The organism is Pinisolibacter sp. DMC100, assembly GCF_056313705.1.
In genome coordinates this window covers 377,072-389,991 of record NZ_JBQUZT010000001.1, presented here as the reverse complement: position 1 = coordinate 389,991, position 12,920 = coordinate 377,072, and the positions used below count along the sequence as shown (strand labels likewise).

The 12,920-nt window shown below is 68.8% G+C and carries 10 protein-coding genes; 7 read left to right on the top strand and 3 right to left on the bottom strand.

Going from position 1 to position 12,920, the window contains the following annotated elements; genetic code table 11:
* Window positions 1–142: 142 nt before the first annotated feature.
* The 3 genes from ACT541_RS01890 to ACT541_RS01880 form a co-directional block, all read right to left on the bottom strand.
* The gene (locus ACT541_RS01890) at window positions 143–1,915 is read right to left on the bottom strand and encodes a thiamine pyrophosphate-binding protein (RefSeq protein WP_476133836.1); all 1,773 of its coding nucleotides are present in this window, start codon (window positions 1,913–1,915) and stop codon (window positions 143–145) included.
* 190 nt (window positions 1,916–2,105) lie between these two features.
* Window positions 2,106–2,903 (bottom strand): GntR family transcriptional regulator, encoded by a 798-nt coding sequence (locus ACT541_RS01885; protein ID WP_476133834.1) that lies wholly within the window; start codon window positions 2,901–2,903, stop codon window positions 2,106–2,108.
* Window positions 2,900–4,591, bottom strand: a complete 1,692-nt coding sequence (locus ACT541_RS01880) for a glycerol-3-phosphate dehydrogenase/oxidase (RefSeq protein WP_476133832.1) — start codon at window positions 4,589–4,591, stop codon at window positions 2,900–2,902. Before ACT541_RS01880 ends, ACT541_RS01885 begins: the two co-directional genes overlap by 4 nt.
* A gap of 284 nt (window positions 4,592–4,875) precedes the next feature.
* Here ACT541_RS01880 and ACT541_RS01875 point away from each other — a divergent pair, with 284 nt between their 5' ends.
* The 7 genes from ACT541_RS01875 to ACT541_RS01845 all read left to right on the top strand — a co-directional run bounded on the left by ACT541_RS01875 (window position 4,876) and on the right by ACT541_RS01845 (window position 12,489).
* Window positions 4,876–6,387: an FGGY-family carbohydrate kinase gene (locus tag ACT541_RS01875; RefSeq protein ID WP_476133830.1), complete on the top strand. Its 1,512-nt coding sequence runs from the start codon at window positions 4,876–4,878 to the stop codon at window positions 6,385–6,387.
* A 141-nt stretch (window positions 6,388–6,528) separates the two neighbouring features.
* Window positions 6,529–7,617: an ABC transporter ATP-binding protein gene (locus ACT541_RS01870; RefSeq protein WP_476133829.1), complete on the top strand. Its 1,089-nt coding sequence runs from the start codon at window positions 6,529–6,531 to the stop codon at window positions 7,615–7,617.
* A gap of 10 nt (window positions 7,618–7,627) precedes the next feature.
* On the top strand, window positions 7,628–8,698 hold the full coding sequence (locus ACT541_RS01865) for an ABC transporter ATP-binding protein (protein ID WP_476133828.1): 1,071 nt from the start codon (window positions 7,628–7,630) through the stop codon (window positions 8,696–8,698).
* Window positions 8,699–8,701: 3 nt separating this feature from the next.
* Window positions 8,702–9,586, top strand: coding sequence for a carbohydrate ABC transporter permease (locus tag ACT541_RS01860; protein ID WP_476133826.1), 885 nt, complete (start codon window positions 8,702–8,704; stop codon window positions 9,584–9,586).
* Between the two features lie 2 nt (window positions 9,587–9,588).
* Complete coding sequence (locus ACT541_RS01855) at window positions 9,589–10,380, top strand: carbohydrate ABC transporter permease (RefSeq protein ID WP_476133825.1); 792 nt, start codon at window positions 9,589–9,591, stop codon at window positions 10,378–10,380.
* Window positions 10,381–10,388: 8 nt separating this feature from the next.
* Window positions 10,389–10,667, top strand: coding sequence for a DUF2160 domain-containing protein (locus ACT541_RS01850; RefSeq protein WP_476133824.1), 279 nt, complete (start codon window positions 10,389–10,391; stop codon window positions 10,665–10,667).
* Between the two features lie 127 nt (window positions 10,668–10,794).
* Entirely contained in the window at window positions 10,795–12,489 is a 1,695-nt protein-coding gene (locus tag ACT541_RS01845; RefSeq protein ID WP_476136002.1) for an ABC transporter substrate-binding protein, read from the top strand.
* Window positions 12,490–12,920: the final 431 nt, after the last annotated feature.

Sequence of the window (12,920 nt, the reverse complement as noted above, 5' to 3'; positions counted from 1 at the left end):
CCGAACGAAGAACGCCCGCGGATCGGACCGGTCCGCGGGCGTTCTCGTGAAGAAAAGGGGAAGCGGGACCCTTTCGGGGGAGGTCCGATCGCGGTTTTGCCGGCCCGCGATCGGTCCCGTCGGATCCCGCTTCCCGGCTGCGTCAGGGAAGGTCGGGAGACACCTTCCAGTCGCGCAGCCTGTAGACCGTGCCGGGGCGCGGGCGCGGGCTGTCGCCGCCCTCGCGCATGCGGCGCTTGAACGAGTGGATCGGGGTGGCCAGATCGTCGACCCGCACCTCCACCACCGACGGGCCGTCGTGGGCGAAGGCGGCGTCGAGGGCCGGGCCGATGTCCTCGGGCTTCTCGGCGTAGAAGCCGGCGAGACCCAGCGCGCTCGCCGCGTCGGCGAAGTTCGGGTGGCAGCTCTGGCTCTCCAACAGCGCCGACTGCACGTTCTTGAAGAAGATCTCCTGCCACAGCTGGATCCAGCCGAGCCGGCCGTTGTTCAGGACGACGTTGACGACCTTCTGGTTCCGCTGCGCCTGGGTCGCCAGTTCGCCGATCGTGTAGGAGAAGGCGCCGTCGCCGGCCACCGTGACGATGCGGGTGCCCGGCCGCGTCTCCGCCGCGCCGATCGCCGCCGGCGTCGAATAGCCGAGGCCGCCCTGACCGCGGGCGTAGAGGAAGCCGCGGCCCGGCTTGCGGACCGGCAGGTGGTTGGCGATCCAGCCGGCCGAGAAGCTGGCGTCGGAGACGACGATGTCGTCCTCGCCGAGGCGGGCGGCGAGTTCGGCCATGACGCGGGCGGGATGGATCGGCAGCGTCTCGCTCTCGATCTCGACCCGCTTCTGCCGTTCGCCCTCGGCCTTGATCTCGACGATGCGCGCCGCCCATTCGGGATGCGACTGCGGCTCGAGCCTCGCTTCGAGCAGCAGCAGCGCCTCGCGCACGTCGCCGAAGAGCGAGACGGTCGGGTGGAAGGTGCGGCCGTGCTCGGCCGGGTCGGCGTCGATGGTGATCGTCGCCTGCTCGGGCAACGGCAGCGTCCAGTTCATCGCGGTGTTCTGGCTCGCCTTGGAGCCGCACCAGATGACGAGATCCGCCTCCTTGATCAGCTCGATCGCCGCCCAGGAGCCGAGCGGGTTGAGCGTGCCGGCGGCGTGAGGCGCGGTCTCGGGGACCGAGCCGCGGCCGGTCAGGCTGGTGACGGCGAGGCCGCCGAGCCGTTCGGCGAAGCGGGTCGCCTCGGCGCAGGCGTCGGCGCCGTGGACGCCGCCGCCGTAGACGATCGCCGGCCGCTTCGAACGCCGGATCAGGGCGACCGCCGCGTCGACGTCGCTGCCGACGGGGGCAGAGCGGACGAAGGGGGCGCGGACGGCGCGTTCGTCGACGCCGATGCGGATCGCCGCCTCGTCCCATTCGGCGTCGAAGACGTCGTGCGGGATGATCAGGGCGACCGGGCCCGGCCGCGGCGAGGTGGCGACGCGGAAGGCGGTGCGGATCATCTCCGGCAGGGCGGAGACGGAGGGCACCAGCCAGCTGTCCTTGGTGATGGTCTTGAAGAAGGAGAGCTGGTCGAAGCCTTGCGAGGCGATGCCCTTCTCCTTCAGGGTCAGCCAGTCGAGCGGCAGTTCGCCGACGATGCCGACCATCGGCACCGAGGCGTTGAGCGCCTCGATGAAGCCGGCCGGCAGCAGATTGGCGCCGGGGCCGACGGTGACGTCGCAGACGCCGGGCTTGCCGGTGAGGCGGGCATAGGCGTCGGCGGCATAGGCGGCGTTGCGCTCGTCGCGCATCAGCACGTGGCGGATGCGGTCGGTGCGGCGCGAGATGCCGTCGTGCAGCGCCGTCGTCTGTCCCCCCGGCATGCCGAACACCAGCTCGACGCCGTACTGCGCCAGCATCTCGGCAACCAGGTCTCCCATGTGGGCCATCGGTAGTCTCCTTCCTCGAAAGTCCGGGCGTTTCGCCCTTCGGTTTCCTTCGGACGCGCTCCGCCCTTCGCCGAACCGGCCGGTCGGGCCGATGCGACGGGGAGGAAGCGATCGTGATCGCCTGTTCGATGCCCGGCGGCGTCGTTTCGCGAGGGACGGGGCGGGCCGAGGAGGCTCGGCGCCGACGCCGTCAGCTCACGATGAAGTGCAGCCGGGCGTGATCCGTCCTGTAGACGGCGGTGTAGTACTCGATCGGTTCGTCGGTCTGCATGTAGGAGATCGACTCGATCGCGATGACCGGCGCCCCCTTGGGGATGCCGAGCAACTTGGCCTGTTCGGCGGTGGCGGAGGCGGCCTCGAGCCAGCGTTCCGCCCGCCGCATGGTGATGCCGTAGCGCCGCGCCAGCGTCTCGTAGAGCGAGCGGTTGTGCATCGGCACCTGTTCGAATCCGGGCGCCAGCCGCGACACGACGTAGGTCAGGACGAGGATGCGCGGCACGCCGTCGACCGCCAGCACGCGATCGAGCGCCACCACCGGCTCGTCGGGCGAGGCGAGGTTCAGCATCTCGCGCGCCCGCTCGGTCGGCTTCGACAGTTCCTGCCGCAGGATGGTGCGGCTGATGGCGTGGTCGGTGTGATGCAGCTCGCCGGAGAAGCCGATGTTGGAGCCGAGGAAGCCCTGGTCGTCGCGCTTGCCGGCGACGAAGGCGCCCTTGCCCTGCAGCTTGTAGATGACCCGCTCGTAGACGAGCTGGTTGAGCGCCTCGCGCACCACCGTCCGCGACACGCCGAAGAGATCGCAGAGCTCGGATTCCGACGGCAGGCGGGCGTTCTCGCCGAGCTGCTCGGTGACGATCATGGTCTGGATCGCCGTCTTGAGCTGCGACCACAGGGGCAGGCCCGAACCGGCCTCGCGAGGGGCGAGCGGCTTGAGGCTGGCGAGGAGATCGGGGCTCGAACGCGATGCGCGGCGGCGGGTCTCTGTCATCTCGGGCGTCCCTGAACGTCGTGGTTGTCGCCGAGGACGTCGGCGGCCGCCTGCGCCTCCTCCGCGCGACGCTCCGGCGACCACCCGAGGGCGGTGCCGACGACGTCGGCGAGTTCGGCGAGGGCGTCCGACGTCGCCCGACCGTGCAGGGCGACGAGGGTTCGCCGCAGCACGATGTCGACAAGATGCACGACGCGCTCGTTCTTCGCCAGAAAGGCGATCTCCTGGCGCGAGTGATCGGGTAGGTGGACGAGGGGAATTTCGGTTTCGCCGGCAAAACTCGCGAGCATCGCCGTCATGCCGGTGCCGTAGCGGTCGAAGAGGATCGCCGCGCGGGCCTGGGGGATGCGGAAACGCGCCGCGGTCGCGGCCACATGGGAGCCGACGTCGGCCGGCCAGTCGGCACCGCCGCCGATCGGCACGCCGGCGGTCGAGCGCCGGCGCGGGCGGTCGAGGATCTTCAGCACCGCGTCGGCGATCTCCTCGCCGCAGGCGCGGAAGGTCGTCCACTTGCCGCCGACCAGCGACAGCACCGGGAAGGGCCGGTCGCCCTCGGGTTCGAAGACGCGGATGGAGTGATCGCGGCTGATGGCGCCGGCGACGCCGTCGCTCGCCGGCAGCGGGCGGACGCCGGCGTAGGTGTGGACGATCTGGCCGACGTCGAGGTCGAGACCGGGCATCACCTCCTTCATCACGCCGAAGAGATAGTCGATCTCGGCCGGCGAGCAGACCACGTCGCCGGGATCGTCGGTGCGCAGGTCGGTGGTGCCGAGCAGGACGTGGTCGCCGTCGAGCGGGTAGGCGAGGCAGATGCGGTGGTCGGGGGTCTCGAAATAGAGCATGCAGCCGTCGAGCGCCTCGACGAAGGCGCGATGGCGCAGCACCAGATGCGAGCCCTTGGTGCCGCCGATCAGCTTCTCGCGGATGCCGAGGTCGAGGTCGACCTCGTCGACCCGGGCGCCGGCGCAGTTGACGACGACGCGGGGGTGGACGGTGAAGCACTCGCCGCTCTCGGCGTCCGTCAGCACGACGGCGTCGCCGCGCCGTCCGGCGACAGCGACGTAGGTCGCCGCCATCGCATCCGGGCAGACCGCCTCGGCTTGCGCCAGCAGTTCGTAGCCGAGCCGTTCGGGGGCGACGAGGCGGGCGTCGTGATATTCGCCCATGTAGCGGATCGACGGGTCGAGGCCGCGCATCGTCCGGCGGAACTCGCGCTTCGGCACCATGCGGTGGAGCGGCATGGTGCGGTCGCGGCGGCCGAAGAGGTCGTAGACCATCAGGCCGAGCGCCACCACCAGCGCGCCCTTGGGACCGGGCGAGCGCACGAGGCCGAGGAAGCGGCCGACCGAGGCGAAGAGCCCGCTCATCAGGTCGCGCATAGGGATGCGGACGCGGATCGGGCGGACGAGATGGGGGGCGTCGAGGAGGAGGCGATTGCGCTCCTCGACCGATTCGCGCACCAGGGCGAATTCGCCGATCTCGAGGTAGCGCAGGCCGCCGTGGATCAGCCGCGAGGAGGCGGAACTCGTCGCCGAACAGACGTCGCCGCGGTCGACCATCAGGGCGGGAACACCCTGGAAGGCGAGATCGCGGAACGTGCCGATGCCGTTGATCCCGGCGCCGATGATCAGGACCTCGGGGCTTCTTCCCGAACGCAGGACGTCGAGGATGGAATCGCGGGACGGCATCGAGAGCTCCGGTCGAAGCGGTTGGCGTGGGATCGGTGGCGAAGGCTTCCGCCTGCGAGGAGGCGACGGATGCTCCGATCTCGTTATTACAAGTTCAAGGGCATCACACCCTGTCTGAGCTGTCAATGGGAGACGATCGACAAATTTCGCCGGATCTCATCGTTTGAAAAAAGCACCAAAGGGGCATTGACGAGTCGATCGCTCTCGATATGATCCAACATGTAATGACGTGTTGAACACGCAAACGAATGATCGGCCGGCAATGTCCGGCCAGGAGGAAAGCCATGAGGGAGCGTCTGATCGGCATCGATGCCGGCGGGACGATGACGAAGGCGGCGCTCTTCGATCTCGACGGGCGGGAACTCGCCTGCGAGCGCCGTCCGAACCAGATGTTGTTTCCGGCGCCGGGCCACACCGAGCGCGACCCAGAACGCATGTGGCGGGCGGCCTGCGAATCCATCGCCTCGGTGCTCGAGGCGACCGGAACCTCGCCCGACGACGTGGTCGCGGTGTCCTGCTCGGGCTACGGCAGCGGCATCTATCTGACCGACGAGAACGGCGATCCGGTGCGTCCGGGCGTCGTCTCGACCGACAGCCGCGCCGCCGGCCTCGTCGCCGAATGGGAAGGCAACGGCCGCGCCGGCGTCTCCGCCCGGCGCATCCAGCAGCGCATCTGGCCGGGTCAGGCGATCGCGCTGATGGCCTGGTTCTCCCGCAACGAGCCCGAGGTCGTCGCCCGCACCCGCCGCGTCCTCTTCTGCAAGGACTTCCTGCGCGGTCGGCTCTGCGGCGACTTCTCGACCGATCCGACCGACGCCGGCATCGCCGGGGCGATCGACGTCGCGACCGGCACCTATTCCCGCGAGATCTTCGCCGACCTCGGCATCCCCGAATGGCTCGAGCGGATGCCGGAGATCGGCCCCTCGGCCGAGGTGGTCGGCCGCGTCACCGCCGCTGCGGCGCTCCAGACCGGTCTCAAGGAGGGTACGCCCGTCGTGCGCGGCGTCGTCGACGTCGCGGCCGCCGCGCTCGCCTCCGGCGTCGTCGGTCCCGACCGGCTGTCGATGATCGCCGGCACCTTCTCGATCAATTCGACGCTGCACCAGGCGCCGCGCCTGTCGGTCGTGCCCTTCCTGCAGATGCCCTATCCGGTCGGCGACCAGATTCTCGCGACCGAAGGGGCGGCGACCTCGGCCTCCAACTTCGAATGGTTCTGCCGCGAGATCCTCGACGGCGAGGCCCATCGCGCGGTCTCGGCCGGGCTCTCGGTCTACGACGTCTGCAACGACTACGTCTCCGAGGCGCTCGACCGCGACAACGACATCGTCTTCTTCCCCTATCTCTTCGGCGGCCCCGGCGGCGCGCCGGCGGGCCTTCTCGGCGTCAAGCGCTCCGACCGGCTCGGCGACGTGCTGCGCGCGGTCTTCGAGGGCATCGCCTATGCCCACCGGGTCGACATCGAACGGCTGCTCTCGGGCTACGACGCGGCCAAGCCGACGTCGATCCGGCTGGCGGGCGGTGCGTCGCGCTCGGAGATCTGGACGCAGATGTTCGCCGACGTGCTCGGCCTGCCGATCGAGGTGACCGACGGCACCGAGCTCGGCGCCCGCGGCGTCGCCATCGCCTCGGCGGTGGCCATCGGCGCCCATCCCGATTTCGAAACGGCGATCGCCCGCATGGTCCGCGTGCGCCGCCGTTGCGAGCCCTCGGCCGAGCGCCATGCCGCGCACGCGCCGAAATTCGCTCGCTTCCAGGCGCTCACCCGGGCGCTCGCGAGGGACTGGGCCGCCGGCTGAGGCCGCCCCTTCCACCCCCCGTCACGACGCCGCGCGGAACCCGCTTCCGCGTGCGGAGGACCCTTTTGCCATGTCGACCCGCGATCCGACCGATCGCGGGAACCCGACCCCATGCACCGACGGAACCCGATCGAGGCGCACATGTCGTTGTCGCTCCAAGGCATTTCACTACAGTCCGGAGGCGAGTGGCACCTCCGGGACATCGATCTCTCGCTGGAGCGAGGGACGGTGAACGTCCTCCTCGGACCGACGCGCTCGGGCAAGACCTCGCTGATGCGGGTGATGGCGGGGCTCGATCGACCGACCGCCGGCCGCGTTCTCGCCGACGACCGCGACGTCACCGGCGTGCCTGTCGAGCGCCGTTCGGTCGCCATGGTCTACCAGCAGTTCATCAACTACCCGAGCCTGAGCGTCTACGAGAACATCGCCTCGCCGCTGCGGGTGCAGAAGGTGGCGGCGGACCGGATCGATGCCGAGGTGCGGGCCGCCGCGCGGCTCCTCAAGCTCGAGGCCCATCTCGACAAGACGCCGCTGAAGCTCTCCGGCGGCCAGCAGCAGCGCTGCGCCATCGCCCGCGCGGTGGTGCGCGGCGCCGATCTCGTCCTGCTCGACGAGCCGCTCGCCAACCTCGACTACAAGCTGCGCGAGGAGCTGCGCGAGGAACTGCCGCGGATCTTCGCCGAGACCGGGGCGATCTTCGTCTACGCCACCACCGAGCCGGCCGAGGCGCTGCTGCTCGGCGGCAACACGATCTGCCTCGGCGAGGGGCGCATCCTGCAACACGGGCCGACCGCCGAGACCTATCGCCGGCCGGCCTCGCTCGCCGCGGCGCAGACCTTCTCCGATCCGCCGATGAACGCCATGGCGATCACCAAACACGGCGACGCGGTGCGTCTGCCCTCGGGGGCGGAGACCTCGGCGCTCGGGCCGCTCGGCGCTCTCCCGGACGGCGACTACGTCGTCGGCATCCGCGCCCACGATCTGCGGCTGGCGCCGGGCGAGGTCGAGACGATCGAACTCGTCGGCACCGTCGACGTCACCGAGATCACCGGCTCGGAGAGCTACGTCCACGTCCACACCGGGCCGCTGCGCTGGGTGGCGCTGACGCCCGGCGTCCACGAGATCGCCCCGGGCGCGCCGATCGCCGTCCACGTCGATCCCGCCCGTCTCTTCGTCTTCAGCCCCGACGGCCGCGTGGTGTCCGCCCCCGGCGCCCGTCCGTCCGCGTGAGAGGTCGACCATGGCCCGCATCGAACTCGCCGACCTCGCCCATGCCTACGGGCCGAATCCGCAGCAGCCCTCGGACTATGCGCTGAAGCCGATGAACACGGTCTGGCGCCAGGGCGGCGCCTATGCGCTGCTCGGGCCGTCGGGCTGCGGCAAGACCACGCTGCTCAACATCATCTCCGGTCTCGTCACGCCGTCGCACGGCGCCGTCCGTTTCGACGGGGCCGACGTGACGCGGCTGCCGACCGAGCGGCGCAACATCGCCCAGGTGTTCCAGTTCCCGGTCGTCTACGACACGATGACCGTCTACGAGAACCTCGCCTTCCCGCTGCGCAATCGCGGCATGGCGCAGGGGCTGGTCGACGAGCGGGTGCGCGAGATCGCCGGGCTGCTCGATCTCGGCGACGATCTCGGCCAGCGCGCCCGCGGCCTCGGCGCCGACGCCAAGCAGAAGATCTCGCTCGGACGCGGCCTCGTCCGTTCCGACGTGGCGGCGGTGCTGTTCGACGAGCCGCTGACGGTGATCGATCCGGCGCTGAAGTGGGAGCTGCGCTCGAAACTCAAGGCGCTGCATCGCCGCCTCGACATCACGATGATCTACGTCACCCACGACCAGACCGAGGCGCTGACCTTCGCCGACACGGTGGTGGTCATGCACGACGGCGCCATCGTCCAGTCGGGCCGCCCGGACGAGCTCTACGACCGGCCGGAACACACGTTCGTCGGCCACTTCATCGGCTCGCCGGGCATGAACATCCTGCCCGCGCGCATCGAAGGCGCCGTCGCCCACGTGGGGGGAAGCGCCGTCGCTCTGGCACGCGGGCTCGCCAAACCGCCGCAGGGCGACCGCATCGAGATCGGCATCCGTCCCGAACACGTCCGGCTGACCCGCGGGGCGGGTCATCCGGCGACGATCGAGCGGATCGACGACCTCGGCCGCGTGCGCTACGCGCGCGTCCTCTTCGAGGGACGAAAGCTCGCGGCGCAGGTGCCCGACGGCGAGATCCCGGCCGGTCCCGAGGCCCGGATCGCCTTCGATCCCGCACAGATCCACGTCTATGCCGACAGCCGGCGGGTGGGGTGAGAGATGACCAAATCCTTCGACAACCGAGCCTGGTTCTTCGTCCTGCCGGTGTTCCTGCTGGTCGCCTTCAACGCGGTCCTGCCGCTGATGACGGTGGTGAACTACTCGTTCCAGGACACGTTCGGCAACAACCAGTTCTTCTGGAACGGCACCGCCTGGTACTCCGAGCTGCTCGACCCGTCGAGCGAACTCGGCGGCCGTTTCTGGGAGGCCCTGGGGCGCTCCACCGCCTTCTCGGCGACGATCCTCGCCATCGAGGTGCCGCTCGGCATCCTGATCGCGCTGTGCATGCCGCGCACCGGCACGAGCCTCGCCTTCGCGCTGGTGCTGATGGCGCTGCCGCTGCTCGTGCCGTGGAACGTCGTCGGCATGATCTGGCTGCTCTACACCCGCGCCGACATCGGTCTCTTCGGCTGGTTGCTGAACGCCGTCGGTCTCGACTTCAATCCGACCAGCAACGTCGTCGACGCCTGGGTGGTGCTGGTGGTGATGGACGTCTGGCACTGGACGAGCCTCGTCGGGCTCCTGTGCTTCGCCGGGCTGAAGTCGATCCCGGACGCCTATTACCAGGCCGCCCGCATCGACGGCGCCTCGCGGCTCGACGTGTTCCGCCGCATCGAACTGCCCAAGCTCGGCCGCGTGCTGCTGATCGGCGTGCTGCTGCGCTTCATGGACAGTTTCATGATCTACACCGAGCCCTTCGTGGTCACCGGCGGCGGGCCGGGCAACTCCACGACCGTGCTCTCCATCGACCTCGTCAAGATCGCGCTCGGTCAGTTCGACCTCGGCAAGGCCGCGGCGATGTCGATCGTCTACACGCTCATCGTCCTGACGGTCAGCTGGGTGTTCTACACCGCGATCGTCGCCAGAGACAGCCGGGAGGCCTGACCATGAACCTCCGTCGACTCATCTTCTATTCCTACCTCTTCTGCCTGATGATGCCGATCTATTGGCTGATCAATCTGTCCTTCAAGGGCAACGTCGAGATCTCCACCTCGATGACGCTCTGGCCGTCGCAGCCGACGCTGAAGAACTACGCGGTGATCTTCACCTCGCAGGAGTGGTTCGACGGCTTCGCCTTCTCGCTCGGCTACGTCGGGCTGAACACGATCCTGTCGATCTCCGTGGCGCTGCCGGCGGCCTACGCCTTCTCGCGCTGGCGCTTCGTCGGCGACAAGCACCTGTTCTTCTGGCTTCTCACCAACCGGATGGCGCCGCCGGCGGTCTTCGCCCTGCCCTACTTCAATCTCTATTCGTCGGTCGGGCTCTTCGACAGCGTCTGGGCCGTCGCGCTCGCCCACTGCATCTTCAACGTGCCGCTGGCGGTGTGGATCCTCGAGGGCTTCATCTCGGGCGTGCCGCGCGAGATCGACGAGACGGCGCGGATCGACGGCTATTCCTTCCCGAAGTTCTTCGGAAAGATCTTCCTGCCGCTGATCGCCAACGGCATCGGCGTCGCCGCCTTCTTCTGCTTCATGTTCTCGTGGGTCGAGCTGCTGCTCGCCCGCACGCTGACCAACAGCAGAGCCATCTCCTCGATCATGACCCGCTCGGTGTCGGCCTCCGGCATCGACTGGGGCCTGCTCGCCGCCGCCGGCGCGCTCACCCTGATCCCCGGGGCGCTCGTGATCTGGTTCGTCCGCAATCATATCGCCAAGGGCTTCGCCCTCGGCCGCGTGTGAGGTTCGCCATGGACACCGCATGGATGGCCTGGACCTGGCAGACGGGTCTGTTCTTCGCCGTGATCGCCGCGACGCTCGCCGTGATGACCGTGCTCGCGGTCCGCGCGCCCGAGATCGAACGCGTCGGCGTGCTCGGCTTCCCGACGACGCGGGGCGACCGCCTGTTCGTCTCGCTGCTCGGCGCCGCCTTCATCCATCTCGCCTGGCTCGCCCTGACCGGGAGCGACCTGCTCTGGGCGACCGGCCTCTCTCTCGTCTGGGCGACGGCGGTGTTCCGCCGCGTCTGAGACGTCGAGACCAGCAGCCGGCGGAATGCGTCCGAAGCCGGCTCGTCGACAAGAACAGGGCGCGAAAGCTGAGGAAACGACCATGAAGAGAGCATTCGGCATTTCGTTGGCGACGCTCGCGATCGCCATGTCCGCCCACGCGGCGCGCGCCGACGAGGCGGCGGCCCGCAAATGGATCGACACCGAGTTCCAGCCCTCGACGCTCTCCAAGGACGAGCAGCTGAAGGAGCTGAAGTGGTTCGCCGACGCCGCCAAGCCCTACAAGGGCATGGAGATCTCGATCGTCTCGGAATCGCTGACGACGCACGACTACGAATCGAAGGTGCTGACCAAGGCCTTCGAGGAGATCACCGGCATCAAGGTGAAGCACGACATCATCCAGGAAGGCGATCTCGTCGAGAAGCTGCAGACGGCGCTGCAGTCGGGCAAGTCGGTCTACGACGGCTGGATCAACGACTCGGACTTCATCGGCACGCACCCGCGCTACAACCAGACGGTCAACCTGACCGATTGGATGGCCGGCGAGGGCAAGGACGTCACCGATCCGATGCTCGATCTGAACGACTTCATCGGCAAGTCCTTCACCTCGTGGACCGACGGCAAGCTCTACCAGCTGCCCGACCAGCAGTTCGCCAACCTCTACTGGTTCCGCTACGACTGGTTCACCCGACCCGACATCAAGGCGAAGTTCAAGGCCAAGTACGGCTACGAGCTCGGCGTGCCGGTCAACTGGTCGGCCTACGAGGACATCGCCGAGTTCTTCACCAACGACATCAAGGAGATCGACGGCGTCAAGGTCTATGGCCACATGGACTACGGCAAGAAGGACCCGTCGCTGGGCTGGCGCTTCACCGACGCCTGGCTGTCGATGGCCGGCAACGGCGACAAGGGCCTGCCCAACGGTCGCCCGGTCGACGAGTGGGGCATCCGCATGGAAGGCTGCAACCCGGTCGGCTCCTCGGTCGAACGCGGCGGCGACACCAACGGCCCGGCCTCCGTCTATGCGGTCACCAAGTACCTCGAGTGGCTGAAGAAGTACGCGCCGCCGCAGGCGGCCGGCATGACCTTCTACGACTCGGCGCTGATCCCCGCCCAGGGCAACGTCGCCCAGCAGATGTTCTGGTACACCGCCTTCACCGCCGACATGGTCAAGCCCGGCCCGGTCGTGAACGCCGACGGCACGCCGAAGTGGCGCATGGCGCCCTCGCCCCATGGTGCCTACTGGAAGGAAGGCATGAAGCTCGGCTACCAGGACGTCGGCTCGCTGACGCTGCTGAAGTCGACCCCGGTCGACCGCCGCAAGGCGGCCTGGCTCTACCAGCAGTTCATCGTGTCGAAGGTCGTCAGCCTCAAGAAGAGCCACATCGGCCTGACCTTCATCCGCGACTCCGACATCTGGGACAAGTCCTTCACCGAACGGGCGCCGAAGCTCGGCGGTCTGATCGAGTTCTACCGCTCGCCGGCCCGTGTGCAGTGGACCCCGACCGGCGTCAACGTGCCGGACTACGCCAAGCTGTCGCAGCTGTGGTGGCAGAACATCGGTGACGCCTCCTCGGGCGCCAAGACGCCGCAGCAGGCGATGGACGCGCTCGCCACGGCGCAGGATTCGGTGCTGGAGCGTCTCGAGAAGTCGGGCGTGCAGGGCGCCTGCGGTCCGAAGATGAACAAGAAGGAGAGCGCCGAGTACTGGTTCTCCAAGTCGGAGAAGGACGGCAACATCGCGCCGCAGCGCAAGCTCGCCAACGAGCGGCCGAAGCCGGAGACCGTCGACTACGACACGCTGATCAAGTCCTGGCCGGCCAACCCGCCGAAGAAGGGCTGATCCGACCCACCCGTCGAGACGCCTCGTCCCGGGGGACCGCCGCGCGCGCCGCGGCGTCCTCCGGGACGACGCACGTCGGTAACGGCGCGGGACCATCGATGTCGCCGAGGCCGCACCGACCCGGCAAAGGCGAGCCGTCGTCGAACGTGGTGACCATCGCAGGTATCGCGAGGTTGCCGGAGGTGGCTCCGCGAGGGCGACCGGCGGCCGGACCGGCCAGGGCCGAACGGCAGACGAGCGGGGTCACGGCGCCCGCTCGGACCCGGCCAGATCGCTGTGTCCGTTCACGCCAATGTTGGTGGTGCAAACCGCCGAAGGCTCATACAGTCTGCCCAGTACCGCGGCAAAGATGCCGCCCGAAGGGTACGGCAGATCGCGCTCGACCTCGGTGGCGCGTCGATCTGCAAGGCGGGGTGTCACGTTCGACCCGA

Excerpts from the sequence above, each read along its gene's own strand:
- ACT541_RS01890 (WP_476133836.1), bottom strand. The coding sequence starts at position 1,915 with ATGGCCCACATGGGAGACCTGGTTGCCGAGATGCTGGCGCAGTACGGC.
- ACT541_RS01885 (WP_476133834.1), bottom strand. The coding sequence starts at position 2,903 with ATGACAGAGACCCGCCGCCGCGCATCGCGTTCGAGCCCCGATCTCCTC.
- ACT541_RS01880 (WP_476133832.1), bottom strand. The coding sequence starts at position 4,591 with ATGCCGTCCCGCGATTCCATCCTCGACGTCCTGCGTTCGGGAAGAAGC.
- ACT541_RS01875 (WP_476133830.1), top strand. The coding sequence starts at position 4,876 with ATGAGGGAGCGTCTGATCGGCATCGATGCCGGCGGGACGATGACGAAG.
- ACT541_RS01870 (WP_476133829.1), top strand. The coding sequence starts at position 6,529 with ATGTCGTTGTCGCTCCAAGGCATTTCACTACAGTCCGGAGGCGAGTGG.
- ACT541_RS01865 (WP_476133828.1), top strand. The coding sequence starts at position 7,628 with ATGGCCCGCATCGAACTCGCCGACCTCGCCCATGCCTACGGGCCGAAT.
- ACT541_RS01860 (WP_476133826.1), top strand. The coding sequence starts at position 8,702 with ATGACCAAATCCTTCGACAACCGAGCCTGGTTCTTCGTCCTGCCGGTG.
- ACT541_RS01855 (WP_476133825.1), top strand. The coding sequence starts at position 9,589 with ATGAACCTCCGTCGACTCATCTTCTATTCCTACCTCTTCTGCCTGATG.
- ACT541_RS01850 (WP_476133824.1), top strand. The coding sequence starts at position 10,389 with ATGGACACCGCATGGATGGCCTGGACCTGGCAGACGGGTCTGTTCTTC.
- ACT541_RS01845 (WP_476136002.1), top strand. The coding sequence starts at position 10,795 with ATGTCCGCCCACGCGGCGCGCGCCGACGAGGCGGCGGCCCGCAAATGG.